Consider the following 20,986-nt stretch of genomic DNA (forward strand, 5'->3'; position numbering starts at 1 on the left):
ACCGGTACCCTTCGGGTATGAGTGCTGTTCCCCGATCCGAGAAAGCCGGGAAGGCCGGGAAGGCGGCGAAGCCTTCCGGGCGCTTCCGCCGTATGCTCGACCGGCTCTCCAGCTCCCAGGAGGACCTGGAGTCCCAGGAGCTGCGGGAGGACGCGCAGGCCACCGGCTGCACCCGGATCTCCGAGTGCTCCGACCGGCAGATCGTGAAGGTGGCTGGTACGTTGCGGACCGTCACCCTCCGTCCCCGGGCCGGAGTGCCCGCCCTGGAGGCGGAGCTCTTCGACGGCACCGAGCCGCTGGACGTGGTCTGGCTCGGCCGTCGCTCCATCGTCGGCATAGAGCCCGGCCGCAGGATCATCGCCTCGGGGCGGGTCGCCATGAGCCACGGCCGCCGGGTGCTGTTCAACCCCACATACGAACTCCGACCGCTCGGCAAGGAGTAGCCGGTGACGTCTCTCGACAAGCCGACGTCCGACACGGACCAGCCCCACCGCACCGATCCGCAGCACGCCGGCGGGAGGCACGCCGCCCAGCAGGACGCCGAGTCGAAGGCGGTCACCGAGGCCGCGCTCTTCGAGGCCTTCGGCGGGGTGCGCGGCATGGTGGAGACAGTCCTCCCCGGGCTGCTCTTCGTCACGATCTTCACCATCAACAAGAACCTGAACGCCTCGGCCATCGCGGCCCTGGCGGTGTCCCTGGCCCTCGTCGTCGTCCGGCTGATCCGCCGGGACACCGTCAAGCACGCCTTCAGCGGCGTCTTCGGGGTGGGCTTCGGCGTCCTCTTCGCGAAGATGACGGGCGACGCCAAGGACTTCTATCTGCCGGGCATGCTCTACACCCTGGGCCTGTCGGTCGCCTACATCGCCACCGCCGCTGCCGGCGTACCCCTGATCGGTCTGATCCTCGGCCCGGTCTTCAAGGAGAACCTCTCCTGGCGGACCCGTAACCCGGGCCGGAAGAAGGCGTACACCAAGGCCAGCTACGCCTGGGGCTTCATCCTGCTGGCCAAGTGCGCGATCCTCTTCCCGCTCTACTGGTGGGCCGACACCACCCAGTTCGGCTGGGTGCTCATCGCGCTGAAGATCCCGCCGTTCCTGCTCGCGGTCTATCTGACCTGGATTTTCCTCGCGAAGGCGCCGCCGCCCATCGACGTCTTCGCCGAGATGGAGGCCGAGGAACAGGCCGAGAAGAAGCGCAAGGCCGCGGCGGCCGCCCTCCGCGACCCGGAGGCCTGACCCGTACGGACGGATGCGAAGGGGCCTGGAAGGAACGCTCGGCGTTCCTTCCAGGCCCCTTCCGCATGGCGGCTCGCTCACTCGTCCTCGGGACTCCGCCGGACCGACAGCAGGTCCTCAAGCTGCTCCTCGCGCGCCTGGGCGGCCACGAACAGCAGCTCGTCCCCGGCCTCCAGGGACTCCTCGGGGCTCGGCGTCAGCACCCGCGTACCCCGGATGATCGTCACCAGCGAGGTGTCCGCGGGCCAGGCCACATCCCCGACGCGGATGCCGGCCAGCGCCGACTCCGGCGGCAGGGTCAGCTCCACCAGGTTGGCGTCGCCGTGGCTGAAGCGCAGCAGCCGGACCAGATCGCCGACGCTCACCGCCTCCTCGACCAGGGCCGACATCAGCCGCGGCGTCGAGACGGCGACGTCCACACCCCAGGACTCGTTGAACAGCCACTCGTTCTTCGGGTTGTTCACCCGGGCCACCACGCGCGGCACGCCGTACTCGGTCTTGGCGAGCAACGAGACGACCAGGTTGACCTTGTCGTCGCCGGTCGCGGCGATCACCACGTTGCACCGCTGCAGCGCCGCCTCGTCCAGCGAGGTGATCTCGCAGGCGTCCGCGAGAAGCCACTCGGCCATCGGCACCCGCTCCACCGAAATGGCGGTCGGCGCCTTGTCGATCAGCAGCACCTCGTGCCCGTTCTCCAGCAGCTCGGCGGCGATGGAACGACCCACCGCGCCCGCCCCGGCAATCGACACACGCATCAGTGACCGTCCTCCTCGGGACCCTGGGCGAAGGCCTCTTCGACCTGGGCGATCTCGCCCGTACGCATCATCACGTGGACCAGGTCGCCTTCCTGGAGAACGGTCTGCGAGGTCGGCAGTATGGCCTCGCCCAACCGGGTGAGGAAGGCCACCCGGACCCCCGTCTCCTCCTGGAGCGTGCTGATCTTGTGGCCGATCCAGGAGGGCGTCGTGTGCACCTCGGCGAGCTGCACACCCCCGCTCGGATCGCGCCACAGCGGCTCCGCGCCCGACGGCAGCAGCCGCCGCAGCATCTGGTCCGCCGTCCAGCGCACCGTCGCCACGGTGGGGATGCCGAGGCGCTGGTAGACCTCGGCACGCCGGGGGTCGTAGATGCGCGCCGCGACGTTCTCGATGGAGAACATCTCGCGGGCCACCCGGGCCGCGATGATGTTGGAGTTGTCGCCGCTGCTGACCGCGGCGAACGCCCCGGCGTCCTCGATCCCCGCCTCGCGGAGGGTGTCCTGGTCGAAACCGACCCCGGTGACCCGGCGACCGCCGAATCCGGACCCGAGGCGACGGAACGCCGTGGGGTCCTGGTCGATCACCGCGACGGTGTGCCCCTGCTGTTCCAGGGTCTGTGCGAGAGCGGCACCGACGCGCCCGCAGCCCATGATGACGATGTGCACTGTGCGCCTACCCCGCCGTCCTGGTCATCCGGCTGACCTGCGAAAACACGCTGCTCACACTTCTCTCTCGGCTTGCTGGGCAAACAACGGGGCACACACCCGCGGTGTGGCCCGAGGACGAGCTTAAGCGCCGGGGAAGTCAAGCCCTCATCCGAGTGCCCGCATCCTCGCCCACTCCGGTAAAGGACTCGTCCATTCAGGCAAAGGGAAAGCAAAACGGGGAGAACGGGCGCAAGGATCGCGTTAAAGAATGCGGAGACGTTCTCCTCCGACCGCAGGAGATTGCCGGGGCCACGTCGAAAGGGTGTGCTTTCCGGCCACGGGCTCCGCTTACGATCCTCAGCGTGTCCAAACTGACCGACCTGCCCAAACGGATCCTGATCGGCCGGGCGCTGCGCAGCGACAAGCTCGGGGAAACGTTGCTCCCCAAGCGCATCGCGCTGCCGGTCTTCGCGTCCGACCCGTTGTCCTCGGTGGCGTACGCGCCCGGGGAAGTCCTCCTCGTGCTGTCCATCGCGGGCGTGTCGGCGTACCACTTCAGCCCCTGGATCGCCGTCGCGGTCGTCGTCCTCATGTTCACGGTCGTCGCCTCCTACCGGCAGAACGTCCGCGCCTACCCGAGCGGCGGCGGCGACTACGAGGTCGCGAACACCAACCTCGGCCCCAAGGCCGGACTGACCGTCGCCAGCGCCCTGCTCGTCGACTACATCCTCACCGTGGCCGTGTCGATCTCCTCCGGCGTCGAGAACCTCGGCTCCGCGATTCCGTTCGTCATCGAGCACAAGACGTTCTGCGCCATAGGCGCCATCGTCCTGCTCACCCTGATGAACCTGCGCGGAGTGAAGGAGTCCGGGAAGCTCTTCGCCATCCCCACCTATCTCTTCGTGGCCGGCGTCTTCCTCATGATCCTGTGGGGTGCCTTCCGCGGACTGATCCTCGGCGACACGATGCACGCCCCCACCTCCGACTTCGAGATCAAGCCCGAACACGAGGGGCTGGCCGGCTTCGCGCTCGTCTTCCTCCTCCTGCGGGCCTTCTCCTCGGGCTGTGCCGCCCTCACCGGTGTCGAGGCGATCAGCAACGGGGTGCCCGCGTTCCGGAAGCCGAAGAGCAGGAACGCCGCGACCACCCTCGCCCTGATGGGTCTGCTCGCCGTCACCATGTTCTGCGGCATCATCGGCCTGGCCCTGGCCACCGATGTCAAGATGGCCGAGAACCCCGCCATCGACCTGATCCGCGACGGTGTCCCGGTCGGTGCGGGCTTCACCCAGGACCCGGTCATCGCCCAGGTCGCCGAGGCGGTCTTCGGCCACGGCTCCTTCCTCTTCATGGTCCTCGCGGCCGCCACCGCCCTGGTCCTCTTCCTCGCCGCGAACACCGCGTACAACGGATTCCCGCTGCTCGGCTCGATCCTCGCCCAGGACCGGTACCTGCCCCGCCAGCTCCACACCCGCGGCGACCGCCTCGCCTTCTCCAACGGCATCGTGCTGCTGGCGGGCGCCGCCATCCTGCTCGTCTGGATCTACGGCGCCGACTCCACGCACCTGATCCAGCTCTACATCGTCGGGGTGTTCGTCTCCTTCACCCTCAGCCAGACCGGCATGGTGCGGCACTGGAACCGCCTGCTGGCCGACGAACGCGACCGGGCCAGGCGCCGCCACATGGTCCGCTCCCGCGCCATCAACGCCTTCGGCGCCTTCTTCTGCGGCGTCGTCCTGGTGATCGTCCTCGCCACCAAGTTCACCCACGGCGCCTGGGTGGCCCTGCTCGGCATGGTCATCTTCTACGGCACGATGACCGCGATCCGGAAGCACTACGACCGGGTCGCCGACGAGATCGCCGCCGACGAGACCCCCGCCGACGAGAGCGTCCGCCCCTCCCGCGTCCACGCCATCGTCCTCGTCTCCAAGCTCCACCGCCCCACCCTGCGCGCCCTCGGCTACGCCCAGCTGATCCGCGCCGACCAACTGGAGGCGCTCTCCATCAGCGTCGACCCGGACGAGACGAAGGCACTGCGCGAGGACTGGGAGCGGCGCGCCATCAACGTCCCGCTCAAAATCCTCGACTCGCCCTACCGCGAGGTGACCCGCCCGGTCATCGAGTACGTGAAGGGCCTGCGCCGCCAGAGCCCGCGCGACGTGGTCAGCGTCTACATCCCCGAGTACGTGGTCGGGCACTGGTACGAGCACCTGCTGCACAACCAGAGCGCCCTGCGTCTGAAGGGTCGGCTGCTTTTCACACCCGGGGTCATGGTGACCTCGGTCCCGTACCAGCTCCAGTCCTCCGAGGCGGCGAAGAAGCGGGCCCGCAAGCGCGCGGACTGGAGCGCTCCGGGTTCGGTCCGCCGGGGCCCGGTGGAGCGGGGCAACCGCAAGGGGTGAGGGTGAGCGGGGGAGGGGGACGGCCGCAGGGGCGCAGGGGCGCAGGGGCGGGGGCCCGCTCGTGGTCACCACCTCCACCGGTCCCACGTAGACTGGTGGGCTGTTGTCCGGCAGCAGCTCGACCCCCTGCCCCCTTCCTCCTCTTCCTCTCTGGAGCCTCCCCTCATGCAGAACGAACCCACGTCGTCGCTGGTCGGGGAGGAGTACGAGGTCGAGGTCGGGCCCGTCGCACACGGCGGCCACTGCATCGCCCGTACGGCTGAGAACCAGGTGCTCTTCGTCCGCCACACGCTCCCCGGCGAGAAGATCATCGCCAAGGTGACAGACGGCGACACGGACTCCCGCTTCCTGCGGGCCGACGCGGTACGGATCATCGAGCCGTCCAAGGACCGCGTCGAGGCGCCCTGCCCGTACGCCGGCCCCGGCATGTGCGGCGGCTGCGACTGGCAGCACGCGAAGCCGGGCGCGCAGCGCCGCCTGAAGGGCGAGGTGATCGCCGAACAGCTCCAGCGCCTGGCGGGCCTGACCCCCGAGGAGGCCGGCTGGGACGGCACGGTCATGCCGGCGGACGGCGACAAGCTCCCGGCGGGCGAGGTGCCGGCCTGGCGGACCCGCGTCCAGTACGCCATCGACGCCGAGGGCCGCGCGGGCCTGAGGAAGCACCGCTCGCACGACGTGCAGCCGATCGACCACTGCCTGATCGCCGCGCCCGGGGTCTCCGAACTCGGCGTCGAGAAGCGCGAATGGCCGCAGATCGCCGCGGTGGAGGCCATCACCGCCACCGGCTCGAACGACCGCCAGGTCATCCTCACCCCGAAGCCCGGCGGCCGGCTCCCCCTGGTCGAGCTGGACAAGCCGGTCTCCGTGCTCCGCGTAGACGAGAAGGACGGCGGCGTCCACCGCGTCCACGGCCGCGCCTTCGTCCGCGAACGCGCCGACGACCGCACCTACCGCGTCGGCTCCGGCGGCTTCTGGCAGGTCCACCCGCAGGCGGCCAACACCCTGGTCCGCGCCGTCATGCAGGGCCTGCTGCCCCGCAAGAACGACACGGCCCTCGACCTCTACTGCGGCGTCGGCCTCTTCGCCGGCGCCATCGGCCAGCGCCTCGGCGAGAAGGGCGCGGTCCTCGGCATCGAGTCCGGCAAGCGCGCGGTCGAGGACGCCCGCCACAACCTGAAGGACCTGGACCGCGTCCGCATCGAACACGGCAAGGTCGACCAGGTCCTGCCCCGCACGGGCATCACGGAGTGCGACCTGATCGTCCTGGACCCGCCGCGCGCGGGCGCGGGCAAGCAGGTCGTCAAGCACCTGTCGGGCCTGGGCGCCCGCAAGATCGCCTACGTGGCCTGCGACCCGGCTGCCCTGGCCCGGGACCTGGCGTACTTCCGGGAGGGCGGGTACCGGGTGCGGACGTTGCGGGCGTTCGATCTGTTTCCGATGACATCGCATGTTGAGTGCGTGGCCATTTTGGAGCCTGCGGCAAAGGGCACCTGACCTGCGGTTTTGCGACCGGGTGGGGTGCTCGACCTGTTTCCCTCCGTGGAACGGGTCGGTAGGACGGATCACCCTCGCAAGCTTCCTGACCTGCGGATTAACGAGAGAGGCGCTTACGTCGGCGACGCCCTCCAGGTCTCGCTCCGAAACTCTTGACGCTCGGGTGACGCTCGAAGTGGAGGTCTGCCCCCCCGGATCTTGCCGACTGGGGCCGCACGGACCGGGCCCTCGGCCCGGGGTATGGCAACTCAGGCACGAGCATCCCTCTGCCCCTCCTCAGCGGCCGCACGAGCTGCCACGTATGTCCCTTCTCTAGCTCGGACCTGTGCGGGGGTGCGGCCCAGGCCGCACCTGTCGTGCTGGCGGGCGGCCCTGCCGAGCGCGTAGCGGCGCAGGCTGTGGCGGTCGAGGTGGGTGTCTCCGATATTGCCTGTCGAGCATGATCCGGTCGGCGTGCTCGGGGAACATCGACGCGTAGGCGGAGCCGAGTGCCGTGCCATAGGAAGTAGCCCAGGCAACTGGTCGTCTCCTCGTCGAGCGCGGTCCGGACTTGGTCCCGGTCGCAGGCGGTGTTCGCAGTGCCGGCTCGCTCGGCGCGGTGTTCTCTCAGCCCCCGCAAGGTCAGCCCACTGTCGCTTGCTGTGTCCAGTGGGCTGACGGTGGTCCTGACCTGATGGGCATGGGGGCGACGGCCCGTGTCTCTACTTGGTCGCGCCTTGGGCGAAGCCGTTGTAGATGTAGCGCTGTAGGAACAGGAAGAGGACCAGCGTGGGGATGATGACGAGAACCGCTCCGGCCGAGATGTTCTCCCAGTGGGCTCCGAAGGGTCCCTTGAACCGGAACAGGGCGGTCGAGACCGTGCCGAGTTCCTGTGAGGGCATGTAGAGGAAGGGGATGTAGAAGTCGTTGTAGACGGTGATCCCCTTGATGATCACCACGGTTGCGATCGCCGGCTTGAGCAGCGGGAAAATGATCTTTCGGTAGATCGTGAAGGAGTTCGCTCCGTCCAGCCGCGCGGCTTCGTCGAGGGAGACGGGGATGCCGCGGATGAACTGCAGGAACACGTAGATCGAGACGATGTCGGTGCCCATGTAGAGCAGGATCGGGGCCCAGCGCGTGTCGAACAGCCCGAAGCTGTTCACCACCTGGAAGGTGGCGACCTGTGTGGTGACCCCCGGCACGAGGGTGGCGATGAGGAAGAGGCCCATGACGAGCTTCTTGGCCCGGAAGTGGAAGCGGTCGATGGCGTAGGCCGTCATCGACCCAATGATCACGGTGCCGCTGATGGAGAACAGCAGGATGAACGCGGTGTTGCCGAAGGCCGTCAGCATGGCGCCGTCGGAGAACGCGGTCGCGTAGTTGCTGAAGTTCAGCCAGTTGCCCGGGAGCGACAGCGCGCCGCCGTCCGAGGCTTCCTTGGACGTTTTCAGAGACGTGAGGAAGACGACGCTGAGCGGGAGGAGGACCACCAGTGAGGCGATGACGAGCGACAGGTAGATCAGCGTCTGGCCGATGCGGCCACGGCGTCGAACGCGTCGCGTGTCGGACACGGAACGGGTGGTGGCAGCGGTCTGCTGGGCCGTGGTCATACGAGGTCCACCTTTTCGTCGGGCACGAGACGGCGCTGGATCCAGGTGATCAGCAGGATGATCAGCAGCAGCACCACCGCGGCGGCCGAGGCCAGCCCGGTTTTGTTGAACTGGAAGGCGAGCTTCACCGTCTGGATGACGAACGTCGACGTGCCGGTCGCGCCGCCGGTCATGATGTACGGGATCTCGAAGACGGCGAGCGAGCCGGAGATCGCCAGGATGATGCTCAGGCTCAGTACGGGCCGAATGCTCGGCGCGATGATGTGGCGGAACTGCTGCCAGCGGGTCGCGCCGTCGAGCTGGGCGGCCTCGTAGAGTTCGCCGGGGATCGACTGGATGGCTCCGAGGAACAGGACGAAGTTCAGGCCGGTGAAGCGCCAGACGGATACGCCGGCGAGTGAGGTGTTTGCCGATTCGGGGTCGCCCAGCCAGGCGTGGTCGGTGTCTACTCCGACCCAGGACAGGACCGAGTCCAGGGTTCCGCCGTCCTGGAAGAAGTACAGGAAGACGAATCCGATCGCCACGCCGTTGATGAGGTAGGGGAAGAAGAGCAGGCCCTTGAACAGGTTGCGGAACCGCAGATCGAAGCTGAGCACCGTGGCGAAGTAGAGCGCGATGGCGATCTGCGCCACGGAGGCTGCGAGGTAGTAGAAGCTCACGAAGAACACCCGGAAGAGCTCGGGCCGGGTGAAGATCTGGACGTAGTTGTCCGCTCCGGTGAAGTTGCGGTCGGGGCTGATGCCGTCCCAGTCCGTGAAGCTGTAATAGATCATGTTCCCCACGGGTACGTAGGTGAACGTGATCAGCAGTACCAGGGGCGCTGCCAGGAACAGCCACGGAGTCGCGCGGCGGAGCAGTTGCCCCCACGTCCGGCGTCCCTGAGGGTGACTGGTGCCGCTCGCTTTGGTCCTGCGACGGGAGGTCACTGCGCGGTGCGTCTTCACGCTCGCGACCTCGGTCGTCTTGGTCATGTCGGGCCTTTCGTCATCCGCGTCTCGATTCCTTGTGCGCGGGAGGGGTGGGCCCCGGCCGGTGTCGTTCGGCCGGGGCCTCCCTCGCCGGGTCAGGATCCGGCGGTCTTTGCTGCCTCGTCCCACCGCTTGTTCAGGTCGGTGAAGTAGTCGTCGAGGCTGCCCTTCTGGGCTCCGCGGGCGATGTCGATCAGCTTCTGGCGGTAGTCGGGCTTGTTGAGCCCGATCTCGGCGGCGTTGTCGATGTCGTTGACCTTGCCCGTGTCGGTCTCGGAGCGCTCCACATAGGTGACATCGTTGTCAACGAAGTCCTTGAGGGTGGCCGGCATCGGGGCCGACTTGAGGGTGGGGACGGTGCCCTCCTTGGCGGAGTAGCCCGACTTCTCGGTGAACCAGTCGATCCATGCGCGGGCCGCCTCCTTGTGCTTGGAGTGGGCGTTCACGGCCTGCTGGTAGTCGGAGACGAGGGTGGCGCAGTGGCCGTCGCCCTTCAGGACCGGGAGGGGCATGTATCCGATGTCGTCCGGGTTCTTGCCCGCCTTCTTGGCGGCGTCCTGCATCTGGGTGATCGACCAGGAGCCCACCATCATGGATCCGATCTCGCCCTTGGCGAGCTTGGTCTTGGAGGCTTCCCAGTTGGTGGTGCTGGGGTCCTTCTCCGAGAGCTCTCCCTTGACGATGTCGTGCAGCAGGGTGTCGATCACCTGGAGTTCGCTGCCCTGCTTCCAGGGGGAGACGGGGCCGGCGAGCTTGTTGGTGGCGTTCTCGTCGCAGGTGACGGAGCCGATGTTGGTGGTCCACTGGACGAGCGGCCACCCGTCCTTGAAGTTGGTGTAGTAGGGGGTCGCGCCGGTCTTGGTCTTGATCGCCTCCAGTCCGGCGAGGAACTCGTCCGGTGTGGTGGGCCAGGCGGTGATGCCAGCCTTCTTCCACAGGGCCTTGTTGTAGACGAAGCCGTTGGCGGTGCCGAACTGGGCGATGCCGTAGACCTTGTTGTTGACCGCGGATTTGTCGCTGAAGCGGTACTTGTCCGCCATCTTGATGGAGGTCCCGAGGGGGGCGAAGAACTTGGGGTAGTCGTTCTTGGAGACGGAGGCCGGGATCATGAGGACGTCGCCGTAGTCCTCGGTGTTCATCCGGATCTTGACTTCGCCCTCGTAGTCGGTCAGGCCCTCGAACTTCACCTTGACCTTCGGGTAGATCTTGTTGAACTCCGCCGCGTACGCGTCCATGGCCCCGCTCTGGACCAGGTCCGTCCGCTGGGTGAGGACCGTGATGGAGCCGGTCGCCTTGCCCGGGTCGGCGGGGGCCTCGGCCATCTCGGTCGAGGGCGCCCCTCCGCCGCTACAGCCCGTCGCGGTCAGCGTCGCGATGGCCAAAAGTGCACCTGCGAGCGTCTTGGTCTTCCCCATGTGCCCAACTCCTTCAGATGGCGGCTCAGGTCTGCGGTGGGATGTTGGCACTATGACAGCCAGCGTGTGAACCGGTAAAGCTCTCATTTCCCGGACGATGCCTAATCGTTACCAGGCGATGCTTTGGTGCTGGTTGGAGGACCTGAAGATGTTCGGTGCGTTACGAGTCCGTGACTAGACCGGTTTATAGACAGTGATCGAGACGCGGGTTAAGTTGTGCGACGTCACACATCTGCCAGCGCGCGCACTGGGCGATTGGAGCCGCACATGAAAGACGTCACCCCGCTTACCGATGGCTGGACCCTGCGTCACGGGCAGGATCAGCTCCCCGCTCAGGTCCCAGGCTGCGTCCACACGGATCTGCTCGCCGCCGGAGTCATTCCGGACCCGTTCCTGGAGCTGAACGAGACCGAGGTCGCCTGGGTCGGACGGCGCTCGTGGACCTATGCCACCGACGTGTCTCACGACAGCCGGCACGAGCGCACCGACCTCGTCTTCGAGGGCCTGGACACCGCTGCGCGGATCACCTTCGACGGACGGGAGGTGGGAGCGACCCGGAACATGCACCGCACCTACCGGTTCGACGTCACGGGGCTGACCGGCAGGCTGGAGGTGGACTTCGCCTCCGCCTACACAGAGGCCGAAGGGGTACGGGCGATCACCGGAGACCGGCCCAATGTCTATCCCGAGCCGTTCCAGTACATCCGGAAGATGGCCAGCAGCTTCGGCTGGGACTGGGGGCCGACGCTCGTCACCGCGGGCATCTGGCGGCCCGTACGGCTGGAGCACTGGTCGACGGCGCGTCTCGCGTCCGTACGGCCGCTCGTCACCGTCGACGAAGCCACGGGAAACGTCGAGGTCAGACTGCAGGTCGAGCGCACCACCGGAGGTGCGAACGCGAGCCTGCTGGCGCGCGCCACGGTGGCCGGTGAAACGGCAGAGGTCCGCTTCGAGGGCGACGAGGCCGTGCTGCGCCTGGCGGTCGACGCCCCACAACTCTGGTGGCCGCGCGGATACGGTGACCAGCCGCTGTACGACCTCGACGTCACGCTGTCCGACGAGGACGGGCAGCTGGACGCCTGGCGCCGGCGCATCGGCTTCCGCACCATCGAACTGGACCGCACGGCCGATGCGCGTGGCTCGGGTTTCACCTTGGTCGTCAACGGCGAGCGCGTGTTCGCCCGGGGAGTCAACTGGATCCCCGACGACGTGTTCCCCTCCCGGGTCACACCGGAGCGCTACCGCACCCGGCTCGGCCAGGCCGCTGACGCCAACGTCGACCTCGTGCGCATCTGGGGCGGCGGCATCTACGAGGACGAAGCGTTCTACGACGTCTGCGACGAGCTCGGACTGATGGTCTGGCAGGACTTCCTCTTCGCCTGCGCCGCCTACCCGGAAGAGCAGCCGCTGCGAGGAGAGATCGAGGCAGAGGCGCGCGACAACGTTGTCCGGCTGATGCCGCACCCCAGCCTGGTCCTGTGGAACGGCAACAACGAGAACCTCTGGGGCTTCCGCGACTGGGACTGGGAGCCCGGCCTCGCGGGCGACTCGTGGGGCGAGGGCTACTACCTGGGTCTGCTGCCCCGTCTGGTCGCCGAACTCGACCCCACCCGGCACTACGCCGCGGGCAGCCCCTGGTCCGGATCGTGGGACCACCACCCGAACGACCCGGACCACGGCACATATCACTCCTGGGAAGTGTGGAACCGCCAGGACTACGCCGAGTACCGTGCGAACGTTCCCCGGTTCGTCGCCGAGTTCGGATGGCAGGCCCCCCCGGCGATGGCCACCCTCCGACGCACGCTTCCGAACGAGGTGCTGGCCCCCGACTCCCCGGGCATGCTGCATCACCAGAAGGCCGAGGACGGCAACGGCAAGCTCAACCGCGGCGTCGCCCGCCACTTCACCCTGCCCGAGGGCGACTTCGACCGGTGGCACTACCTGACCCAGGTCGTCCAGGCCCGCGCCGTTGCCGCAGGCATCGAGCACTGGCGCTCCCACTGGCCGACATGCGCCGGCACCGTGGTCTGGCAGCTCAACGACTGCTGGCCGGTGAGCTCCTGGGCCGCAATCGACGGGGACGGCCGCCTCAAGCCGCTCCACCACGAACTGCGCCGTGTCTACGCGGACCGGCTGCTGACCCTGCAGCCCAGCGACGAGGGCCTCGTCCTCGCCGTCGTCAACCAGGCGCCCACCGAATGGCGCACCACGGTGACACTGCGCCGTCTCGAAGCCGACGGTGACACAGTCAGCCAGGGCACGTACGAGGTGAGCGTAGCCGCGCGTTCCGTCGCGCGGATTCCGGTTCCCGCCGAGCTGGCGCCGGACGAGCGCAGCGCCAAGGAATTCCTCGTCGCCGACGCCGACGGCCTGCGGGCCACGCACTTCCCGGTGCCCGACAAGGAGTTCGCCTACGCCCAGCCGGCCTTCGCCGTCGAGGTGGAGACGGTCACGGGCAGCGAAGGTAAGGTGGACATCGTGGTTGACGCACACACCCTCGTCAGGGACCTCCTGCTTCAGGCAGACCGGCTGCACCCCAGCGCCGCCGCCGACCGCGGTCTCACCACCCTGCTCCCCGGAGAGCAGGTACGGATCCGGGTCGACGGCTGTGGCGACGTCAGCGCGGAGGACGTGCGGTCCGCCTTGTACTGCGCGGATACCAAGTGACCGGTCCGGCACGCATCACCATCAAGGACGTCGCGGCCCGAGCCGGCGTCTCCAAGGGTGCCGTCTCGTTGGCGTTCAACAACAAACGGGGCGTTTCGGATATCACGCGCGAGCGCATCTTCGCAGCCGCGCGGGAGCTGAGCTGGGCGCCGAATCAGACAGCTCGCAGCCTCTCCAGTCAGCGAGTCGACATCATCGGGCTGGCCCTGTGCCGGCCGGCCCGGCTGCTGGGTCTGGAACCGTTCTACATGGACTTCATCTCCGGCATCGAGAGCGTGCTGGCCGAACGGTCGTGTTCGCTGCTTCTGCGGCTGGTGCGCGATGTCGACGAAGAGATCGACGTGTACAAGACGTGGTGGCGCAGCCAGACGATCGCCGGCGCTGTTCTGGTCGACTTCCGGGAGAACGACGCGCGGGTTCCGGCGCTTCAGGCAGTAGGTCTGCCCGCGGTTGCGGTCGGGCACCCGTCACTCACGGGGTCCTTTCCCGCAGTGTGGACCGACGATGCCACGGCGACAGCTGAGGCCGTCCGCTATCTGGCCGCGCTCGGCCACCGGCGGCTGGCGCGGGTCGGCGGTCCAGCCGAGTTCGGGCACAGCGCGATCCGGACGGCAGCCTTTGCCGCGACGGTGCGCGAGCTCGGTCTGGAGGAAGGGCAACAGATAGCGACCGGCTTCGATGGTAAGGAAGGGGCGCGTGCGACTCGCGCACTCCTCCTGGCGGGGGAACGCCCCACCGCCATCATTTATGACAACGACATCATGGCGGTCGCCGGCGCGGGAGTCGCGGCGGAGATGGGCTTCGTGGTCCCGGACGACCTCTCCCTTCTCGCCTGGGACGACTCCCACCTGTGCCGGATCACCCACCCGCCACTGTCCGCCATGAGCCACGATGTTCACCACTTCGGTGCGGAGGTTGCTCGGTCCCTTTTCGCTCTGATAGAGGGAACGCCCACCGAAGCCCTCCAGGTGCCGACTCCTTCACTCACTCCTAGGGGATCCACCGCACCAGCGCCGCAGCAGTAGGCTCTTGCAGATTGGTCGAGGCCGTGCCCCGGGTTTCAGGGGCACGGCCTCGATCTCTATTACGGCGCTCTTGTTCGGTTCGGAGTCACCCTCGCTTTGGTCGTGTCCCGGTACTGACGGGACATCCGAGGGCCCTACGTGCTGAGCAATGTAGTGGGCTACGGCACTCTTTTGATGGCCATGTGGGGACGGGCAGCAGGTAGCTTTCGGTTGCTCCGCCATCCCGCCCACTGCCTTTGAGGCCACGATCTGTGACCTGGCTTGTTGAGAAGGGCCCTCCGGTTGTGACTGGCATGCTGCGGAGGGCTGCACTGCGGCCTCCTCGCGCGGATCGGCGGGGAGGCCATGGTGCTTTCCCGCGCGGGGAGGCCGCGTTCGCGTCGGCGCCAGGGAGGCTCGCTTTCGCCCAGGGTTCTGCGGGCGGCGCTGCCTTCGACGGGTCAGCCCTTGGTGCAGGGGACGCCGTTGAGGACGAAGGTGCCAGGAACACCGTTGGCCGTGGGGGAGGAGCCGTTGAGGCCGAAGTTCACCGAGCCGCCTGCCGGGATGTTCTCCGTCCAGGGCGTGTTCGTGGCCTCGACCGTCGAACCGTCCTGGCTCAGCACGGCGTTCCACGCGGAGTCGGCCTTCTGGTCACCCGGGAAGACGAAGCGGAGCTGCCAGCCCTTGATCGCGGTGCTACTGGTGTTGCGGATCGTGACGTCGGCGTTGAAACCGCTTCCCCAGTCGCTGAGCCTGTAGGCCACCTCGCAGGCGCCGCTCTTGTACACCGTGGCTTCGCGTGCGGTCTCCTTGATCCCGTCGGGCCCGTTGAAGAAACGGTCGCCCCACGTGGTCAGGCGGCCTGCGTCGAAGTCGGTGGCCAGGTCCAGGTACTCGACCCCGCCGCCGTTTCCACTCCAGGACCAACCCATGTAGCCGATTCCCAACTGCTGGGCAGCCGCCATGATCGCGTCCTCGTCCGGGTTGCCGTCCGAGTGCGCGTCGCCGAATTCACCGACGACAATCGGAAGTTTCTGTGCAACGAACCCGTTCAAATAGTCCTGAACCTCGGCGGCCGTGTCGTAGACGCCGTACATGTGGATCGAAAAGACCGTGTTCTTGTCGGGGTCGGCTGCGAATACGCCGGCTGCGTTGCTCCGCATGGTTCCGGACCAGTCCTGGCCCCAGTTGGGGGCGTCCACCATGATGGTGTGCTTGAATCCTGCGATCCGCATGTTCTTGATAGCGTCGGCGGTTCCGGAGGTCCAGTTCTCGTATCCCGTGTTTCCGTACGGTTCGTTGCCCAGGTTCAGGATTATGTGCTTTTCCTGCCCCTCGACCGCGCTTTTGATTCCCTTCCAGTAGTCCACCGCGCGGGAGAGCGAGACGGCGGCACCGGCCTCGCCGTACCCCGTAGTGTCGTGGGCCTCAAGAACGCAGATCAGGCGGCTGGCCTTGCATTGTTCGACGACGGCTGCGACATCCGCAGTGTCGTTCCTGGTCCACTGGTCGCCTGTGCTCAGCACCACGCGAACCGAGTTGGCGCCGAGCGCCTTGATGTCCTTGAGCGCCTGCGGTGTCCTGGCCGTGTACCAGGTGTGCGCGTGATTGACCCCGCGCAGGACGAAGTCGTTGCCGTTCGCGTCGACCAGGCGGCCGTCGCTGACGTGGAACCCCGTAGGTGCCCCTGCGGCCTGAGCCGCGGAGGGTGCCGTGAGCACGGCGGCCGTGACAGCCAGCAGCGCTCCCGCTGCGGTGGCCAAGATCTTCCTCATGTCTCGCTCCCATGTGGTGGCGTGCACGCGGCCCGGAACGGATCTCCGGACGGGGCGTCACGCCTGCCGTGAATGGCGGTTTCCTCCGCCCCGAACTGTGCTTCGAAGGCGCAACGAACGAGGCTTCCGCATCGCATGCTGCATTAAGGGATGCAGTCCGGGCGGATGAGTCCCCGCCGGCCGGAAAGTCATTGCGGCTCTCACCGGCCGACGAGGTACTGGATAACCAGAGAACACCCATCAGCAGTTCGCTCGAAGTGCTGATAAGCGTGGGTGCGTCGCCTTTTATTTGGCGACTTGGAACGACATTAGAGGCGGGCGTACGGAGTGGCAACCGATAAGGTCAAAAAGATTAAGTTTAGCTCCGGTTTAATCGGCAAGAAGTCCCTGACTGTAAGTCATGGGAAGCTCACGTCCACGGTGGCACGGTAGACGGTCCCATTCCCGGCCACCGTCACGGGCTCGCCGGCGGGCGCGTATACGGAGCTGCCGGCGGGCAGCGCGATCTCGCCTTCCGGACCGATGACGGAGACCGTGCCGGCTGTGCAGAGAAGGATCTGCGGGGCAGCGAAGTCAAGCGTTACGGCTTCCCGGTGGGGGCCGGGCCGCACGACGGACAGTCGGAAGTCGTCGACGGGGGTGGCGAACACTTCCTCGCCGCTGTCCGTAGTGGTGGGCCGCAGGGCGTGTACGCGAGTGGCCGAGAAGGAAATCACACGGAGGAGTTCCTCGGAGTCCACGTGCTTGGAAGTCAGCCCGCAACGCAGCACGTTGTCCGAACCCGCCATGACTTCCACTCCCAGGCCCCGTATGTAGGCATGCGGGATTCCGGCCCCGAGGAACAGTCCTTCGCCGGGAGCGAGCCGGAAATGGTTGAGCATCAATGCCGGCAGCAGCCCGGAGTCAGAGGGGTGCGCCCGTGCGATGGAGTCGTAGCCTGCGAAAGCGGCTTGGTACGGGCCGACGGTGCGTGCCTCGCGTGCCACGGCCCGCGTGACGTCGTCCACGAGCGTGGGCCCCTCAGCCAGAAACGCGGAGAAAACCTGGTGAAGCGCGGATTCCTCCGGCACCGAACGCAGCGTCACGCAGTACTGATCCATGTCGTCGAGGTGCAATGCACTCAGGAGTCCGGCACAGTCCCGCGCTGTACGAAATCCGCAGAGTCCCTCGAACGAGCCGAGGGCGACGATCATCTCAGGCTTGTGATTGTCATCGCGATAGTTGCGGTGAGGGGCGTCGAGGGGGACCCCTTGCCCGTTTTCCCGCTTGAAGCCGGCGGCGGCCCCGGCCAGGTCCGGGTGCACCTGGAGCGAGAGCGGTGCCTCAGCAGCCAGCAGCTTGAGCAGGAACGGGAGGCGAGGGCCGAAGCGTCGAAGAACCGGCTTACCCAGCTCGGTTTCGGGTCGCTCCTCGATGACCCGGTCGAGGGGCTGAGGCTCCCCTCGCCGCCGGACCAGGGATGGAGCCGCCGGGTGGGCCCCCATCCACAGCTCGGCCTGCGGAGTGCCATCCGGTTCGACTCCGGCCAGTTCTGGAATGGCTGTGGCGGAGCCCCAACTGTAGTGACGAACGGTATTGATCATGCGGTCCATGCGTTGGTCCCTCTCGGGGGAGCCACCGGCCCGACCTCACGGTCGCGGTGCGCCCCTCTGGCGTTGCTGTACGGGCTACGGATTGACGACACGAGGAAACGCGCTACGAGCGTGTCCCTGCCGCCAGCGCGGTGGTTCCGAGCTGCGAGGAGGCGACGGCAGCCGCCCCTATGAGCCCGGCGTCCAGAGCGAGGAGAGCCGGCACGACGGGCAGCCCTCGTGTGAAGTCGAGGACCGTGTAGTCGGCCATGCGCCGCCGCAAGGGAGCGAACAGCGTGTCGCCGGCCTGTGCCACGCCGCCACCGATCACCACGACATCGAGTTCGACGAGCGCCGCCGACGCCGAAATGGCCGCTGCCAGTGCCTGGGCCGCCCGCTCGTAGGCACCCAGCGCCTGCGGGTTCCCAGCACGCGCCGCATCCGCGACGGCAGCCGCGGTCGGAGCCACCCCGGCCGGCGCGGACCACCCGGCCGCCTGCGCGTGCGCGGCTATCGCCGTACCGCTCGCGAAGCCCTCGACGCAGCCGGGCGCACCGCACGGGCACAGCGAACCGTCGAGATCGACCGTGATGTGCCCGATGTGGCCGGCGTTCCCCGTCCGGCCGGTATGGAGCCGGCCGTTGAGGACCAGGCCGCCACCGACCCCGGTGGACACCACCATGCACAGCGCGTTCTCGAAACCCCGCGCCGCGCCCAACCAGTGCTCCGCCGCAGCCATCGCCACGGCGTCCCCGACCAGGACCGGCCTCAGTCCCACCGGCAGTCGAGGGTGGGCGGCCAATTTGTCGACCAGCGGAAAGTGCCGCCAGGCCGGAATGTTGACCGGGCTGACCGTGCCCGCGGCGGTGTCGACCGGGCCCGCGCTGGCGATGCCGAGGCAGACCATCTCATCCCACACCGGATGGGCCGTCAGTTCGTCGACGACCGAGACCACCGCCCCCATGAGTTCCTCGGCGGACTTCTGCGCTGGCGTCGGCCGCTGTGCGCGCACCAACACAGTGCCCGCGTCGTCCACTAGCGCTCCGGCGATCTTCGTGCCGCCGATGTCCAGTGCTCCGTACACCGTCACGTCGCACACCTTTCGTGAGGGGAGCTGCTTCGTCATTTCGGAGGACACTCTGACCGCTTCTGACAACGTTGTCTAGTCTCCGGTTTAGTTAAGGTCAAGGTTTAGTAACGTGGATACGTTTGGAGCGACGCGCTCATGCCGTGTATCGACGGCATCCGTCGGCACACGGCACAGGAAGGCCCTCCGCGGCTCAAGCGCGCTCGGCTGTGGAGCCGGCGAGGTGTTCGGGGCGGGTCAGGCAGATGTGCACGCTGTGCCGTTCAGAGTGAAGGTCGCCGGAGCGCCGTTGGTGCCGGTCTGTGAGGTACCGCTGAAGCCGAAGTTCACGCTGGAGCGGGGAGCGATGGATGTGTTGTAGTCGGTGGGGTGGGTCACGGTCACGCTCCGGCCGTCCCGGGTTCGGGTTGCGTTCCAGATCTGGGTGATGGCCTGGTCGCCGGGGAAGTGGAACGACAGCTCCCAGCGGTCGACCGCGGTGGTGCCGGTGTTGTGGATGGTGACGTCCGCATTGAACGTGGGCCCCCCCAGTCGGACAGCTGATAGGTGACCTCGCATGGGGTGGCGGCCGTGGGCGACGTGGTGGGGGTCGGCGTGGGGGAGGGAGCGGCGGGTGGTGTGCGGCCGCTCTTGATGGCCATGTGAGCGGAGTGCTCGCGGAAGACCGTGAGCTCGGGGTCACCCTGCGAGACGCCGAACTTTCCGTCTATCTCTCGGTCCTGGTACCACCAGAAGGCGCTGCCGTCGCCGCCTGCTGCCTCGAAGTCGTCGTAGATCTCGCTCCACCAGGCGGCGCGGTCGACGTTGTGGACGTTGAACTCGCCCATGAAGAACGGTTTGCCGACCTTGTCGTGCGAGTCGCTGATCCAGGCCCGGATCAGCTGCTTCGTCTCTTCGAGTGTCAGGTCGGCCCAGTGCTCGGTCGGATACGGATGCGCTGAGGTGAAGTCCAGGTACGGCGACTGCTGAAGGTGGACGAAGGGGTTTCCCTCGTTGCCGCCGAACCCGTACTGCGTGCCGTGCCCCTCGATGCCGGCGCCTAGGAGATGGTTCGGGTCGATCTTCTTTATGAAGGCGCCCATCTCGTCAACCCAGGCCCGCAGAGTGTTCCCTTCGACGTCTTCTTCCGGACTCTGGGCCTCGTAGCGCGGCTCGTTCATCAAATCCCACGCGAAGATCGTCGGGTCGTCCTTGTACTTGACACCGGAGTAGTGGTTCGTCCGGTTCAGGGCGTAGCTCACGTAGTTCTTGTACGAGGTGAAGCATCCGGGGCAGCGCTTCTTGTCGAAGAAGGCGGCGCGGGCCGGCTGTCCGCCGGACAGGCCCTCCCATCGGAGGCGGGTGTCGATGCCGCCGTACGCCTCCCAGTAGTTCTCGAACACCGGCATGAGTCGCAACCCGTGGGTTCGGGCGGACTCGATGATGTAGTCGAACTGGGCGAACTGCTGCTCGTTGTACACCCCCTCGGCCTTCTCTAAGCCGTGCCAGTCATCGTGACTGAACATCCAGAGCCGGACGACATCGACACCGTCGTCACGCATGCGTGCGAAGTGGGCGTCGATGCGCGCCTTGTCCATGTACTCCGTCTCCGTGTCGCCGGAGCCCGAACCGAAGGCGAACAGGTCGTACGCGTTGGCCCCGGCGAAGTAGTACTCCTCGCCGTCCAGGCAGAAGCGGATACCGCAACGCGTCGCGAAGGAGTCCGCGGCGGCCGATGCCGGGACGGGGCGCACGAGTGTCAGACAGATGCCCGCCAGGGCGGCCAGGAACAGGAATGTCAGAGGCCATGGACGCCTGGTCCGAGCGTGGGGGTAGGTACGCATCGCGTCTCTTTCGTCCGAAGGGAGCGGGCCGCAGCCTCGGGAAGGCTGACGGATGGGCGAGCTGGCCTCGGCGGCTCGACGAGGTTGACTCCACCCCTGTACCGGTTTATCGAGCAGGAACGTAAGACGGTGCCGCATGACTGTCAATCAATCGGACGAGTCATGTTTTCCCTGGTGGATGACACTGTCCGGTTCGAAGCGGCGCTGGCCAGGAGGTTTAGCGGTTTAGCTCTGCAAGGTGTTTTGCGCGTGGTGGACGGATCGCGAACCCGCTATTGACAGGGACGTAACACCCGGTGCCTCATGGTGTGGCGACGACTCGTTCGAGCCACATCTGGCCGAAGTCGCCGCTGGACGACGTCAGTTGCCCGGCGCTACCCCCACCATCACGACTCCGGCGAAGCCTGCCCACGGTGCCACCCGCGCCGCGGTGCACCCGGCGCCCACCAAGCGCGCCCAAAGGCAGGCAGACATCGTTGTCAGATGCGTGTTGCCCGTCCTACGGCCTCGTCCCGCTCCACCTGTCCACGCACCCGCATGCGAACCCGAGG

Annotated in this window: 16 protein-coding genes; 6 read left to right on the top strand and 10 right to left on the bottom strand. The window is 67.2% G+C overall.

Going from position 1 to position 20,986, the window contains the following annotated elements; genetic code table 11:
* Positions 1–17: 17 nt before the first annotated feature.
* Both IE140_RS14220 and IE140_RS14225 read left to right on the top strand, forming a co-directional pair.
* Positions 18–443, top strand: coding sequence for an OB-fold nucleic acid binding domain-containing protein (locus IE140_RS14220; protein ID WP_175466131.1), 426 nt, complete (start codon positions 18–20; stop codon positions 441–443).
* Between the two features lie 3 nt (positions 444–446).
* Positions 447–1,235, top strand: a complete 789-nt coding sequence (locus tag IE140_RS14225; RefSeq protein ID WP_109180364.1) for a DUF3159 domain-containing protein — start codon at positions 447–449, stop codon at positions 1,233–1,235.
* Between the two features lie 77 nt (positions 1,236–1,312).
* Here the strand turns inward: IE140_RS14225 and IE140_RS14230 are convergent, their stop codons facing one another.
* Together IE140_RS14230 and IE140_RS14235 are read right to left on the bottom strand one after the other, a co-directional pair.
* Positions 1,313–1,990, bottom strand: a complete 678-nt coding sequence (locus tag IE140_RS14230) for a potassium channel family protein (RefSeq protein ID WP_093444116.1) — start codon at positions 1,988–1,990, stop codon at positions 1,313–1,315.
* Complete coding sequence (locus IE140_RS14235) at positions 1,990–2,658, bottom strand: potassium channel family protein (RefSeq protein ID WP_109180365.1); 669 nt, start codon at positions 2,656–2,658, stop codon at positions 1,990–1,992. Before IE140_RS14235 ends, IE140_RS14230 begins: the two co-directional genes overlap by 1 nt.
* 344 nt (positions 2,659–3,002) lie before the next feature.
* Here IE140_RS14235 and IE140_RS14240 point away from each other — a divergent pair, with 344 nt between their 5' ends.
* Positions 3,003–5,039: an APC family permease gene (locus IE140_RS14240; RefSeq protein ID WP_150195651.1), complete on the top strand. Its 2,037-nt coding sequence runs from the start codon at positions 3,003–3,005 to the stop codon at positions 5,037–5,039.
* Between the two features lie 165 nt (positions 5,040–5,204).
* Positions 5,205–6,533: a class I SAM-dependent RNA methyltransferase gene (locus IE140_RS14245; RefSeq protein ID WP_150197382.1), complete on the top strand. Its 1,329-nt coding sequence runs from the start codon at positions 5,205–5,207 to the stop codon at positions 6,531–6,533.
* 701 nt (positions 6,534–7,234) lie between these two features.
* Here the strand turns inward: IE140_RS14245 and IE140_RS14250 are convergent.
* From IE140_RS14250 to IE140_RS14260, 3 genes are all read right to left on the bottom strand, one after another.
* Positions 7,235–8,122, bottom strand: a complete 888-nt coding sequence (locus tag IE140_RS14250; RefSeq protein ID WP_150197380.1) for a carbohydrate ABC transporter permease — start codon at positions 8,120–8,122, stop codon at positions 7,235–7,237.
* Positions 8,119–9,093, bottom strand: coding sequence for a carbohydrate ABC transporter permease (locus IE140_RS14255; protein WP_150197379.1), 975 nt, complete (start codon positions 9,091–9,093; stop codon positions 8,119–8,121). Before IE140_RS14255 ends, IE140_RS14250 begins: the two co-directional genes overlap by 4 nt.
* Before the next feature lie 92 nt (positions 9,094–9,185).
* Positions 9,186–10,505, bottom strand: coding sequence for an ABC transporter substrate-binding protein (locus IE140_RS14260; protein ID WP_150197377.1), 1,320 nt, complete (start codon positions 10,503–10,505; stop codon positions 9,186–9,188).
* A gap of 267 nt (positions 10,506–10,772) precedes the next feature.
* Here IE140_RS14260 and IE140_RS14265 point away from each other — a divergent pair, with 267 nt between their 5' ends.
* Both IE140_RS14265 and IE140_RS14270 read left to right on the top strand, forming a co-directional pair.
* Entirely contained in the window at positions 10,773–13,172 is a 2,400-nt protein-coding gene (locus IE140_RS14265; protein WP_150197375.1) for a glycoside hydrolase family 2 protein, read from the top strand.
* Positions 13,169–14,197, top strand: coding sequence for a LacI family DNA-binding transcriptional regulator (locus tag IE140_RS14270; protein ID WP_150197373.1), 1,029 nt, complete (start codon positions 13,169–13,171; stop codon positions 14,195–14,197). The genes IE140_RS14265 and IE140_RS14270 overlap by 4 nt, the downstream gene beginning before the upstream one ends.
* A 440-nt stretch (positions 14,198–14,637) precedes the next feature.
* On the opposite strand, the gene IE140_RS14275 is transcribed toward IE140_RS14270, so the two are convergent.
* The 5 genes from IE140_RS14275 to IE140_RS14290 all read right to left on the bottom strand — a co-directional run bounded on the left by IE140_RS14275 (position 14,638) and on the right by IE140_RS14290 (position 20,435).
* Positions 14,638–15,954 carry a cellulase family glycosylhydrolase gene (locus IE140_RS14275; protein WP_150197371.1) on the bottom strand — a complete coding sequence of 439 codons (1,317 nt, stop codon included), beginning with the start codon at positions 15,952–15,954 and terminating at the stop codon, positions 14,638–14,640.
* Positions 15,955–16,352: 398 nt separating this feature from the next.
* On the bottom strand, positions 16,353–17,546 hold the full coding sequence (gene manA / locus IE140_RS14280) for a mannose-6-phosphate isomerase, class I (RefSeq protein ID WP_150197370.1): 1,194 nt from the start codon (positions 17,544–17,546) through the stop codon (positions 16,353–16,355).
* Between the two features lie 103 nt (positions 17,547–17,649).
* The gene (locus tag IE140_RS14285) at positions 17,650–18,615 is read right to left on the bottom strand and encodes an ROK family protein (protein ID WP_229826782.1); all 966 of its coding nucleotides are present in this window, start codon (positions 18,613–18,615) and stop codon (positions 17,650–17,652) included.
* 234 nt (positions 18,616–18,849) lie between these two features.
* Positions 18,850–19,110 carry a cellulose binding domain-containing protein gene (locus IE140_RS36595; protein ID WP_373296170.1) on the bottom strand — a complete coding sequence of 87 codons (261 nt, stop codon included), beginning with the start codon at positions 19,108–19,110 and terminating at the stop codon, positions 18,850–18,852.
* Complete coding sequence (locus tag IE140_RS14290) at positions 18,993–20,435, bottom strand: glycoside hydrolase 5 family protein (RefSeq protein WP_189460415.1); 1,443 nt, start codon at positions 20,433–20,435, stop codon at positions 18,993–18,995. Before IE140_RS14290 ends, IE140_RS36595 begins: the two co-directional genes overlap by 118 nt.
* Positions 20,436–20,986: the final 551 nt, after the last annotated feature.

The organism is Streptomyces parvus, from assembly GCF_014648875.1.
GTDB classification, from domain to species: Bacteria; Actinomycetota; Actinomycetes; order Streptomycetales; family Streptomycetaceae; genus Streptomyces; species Streptomyces parvus.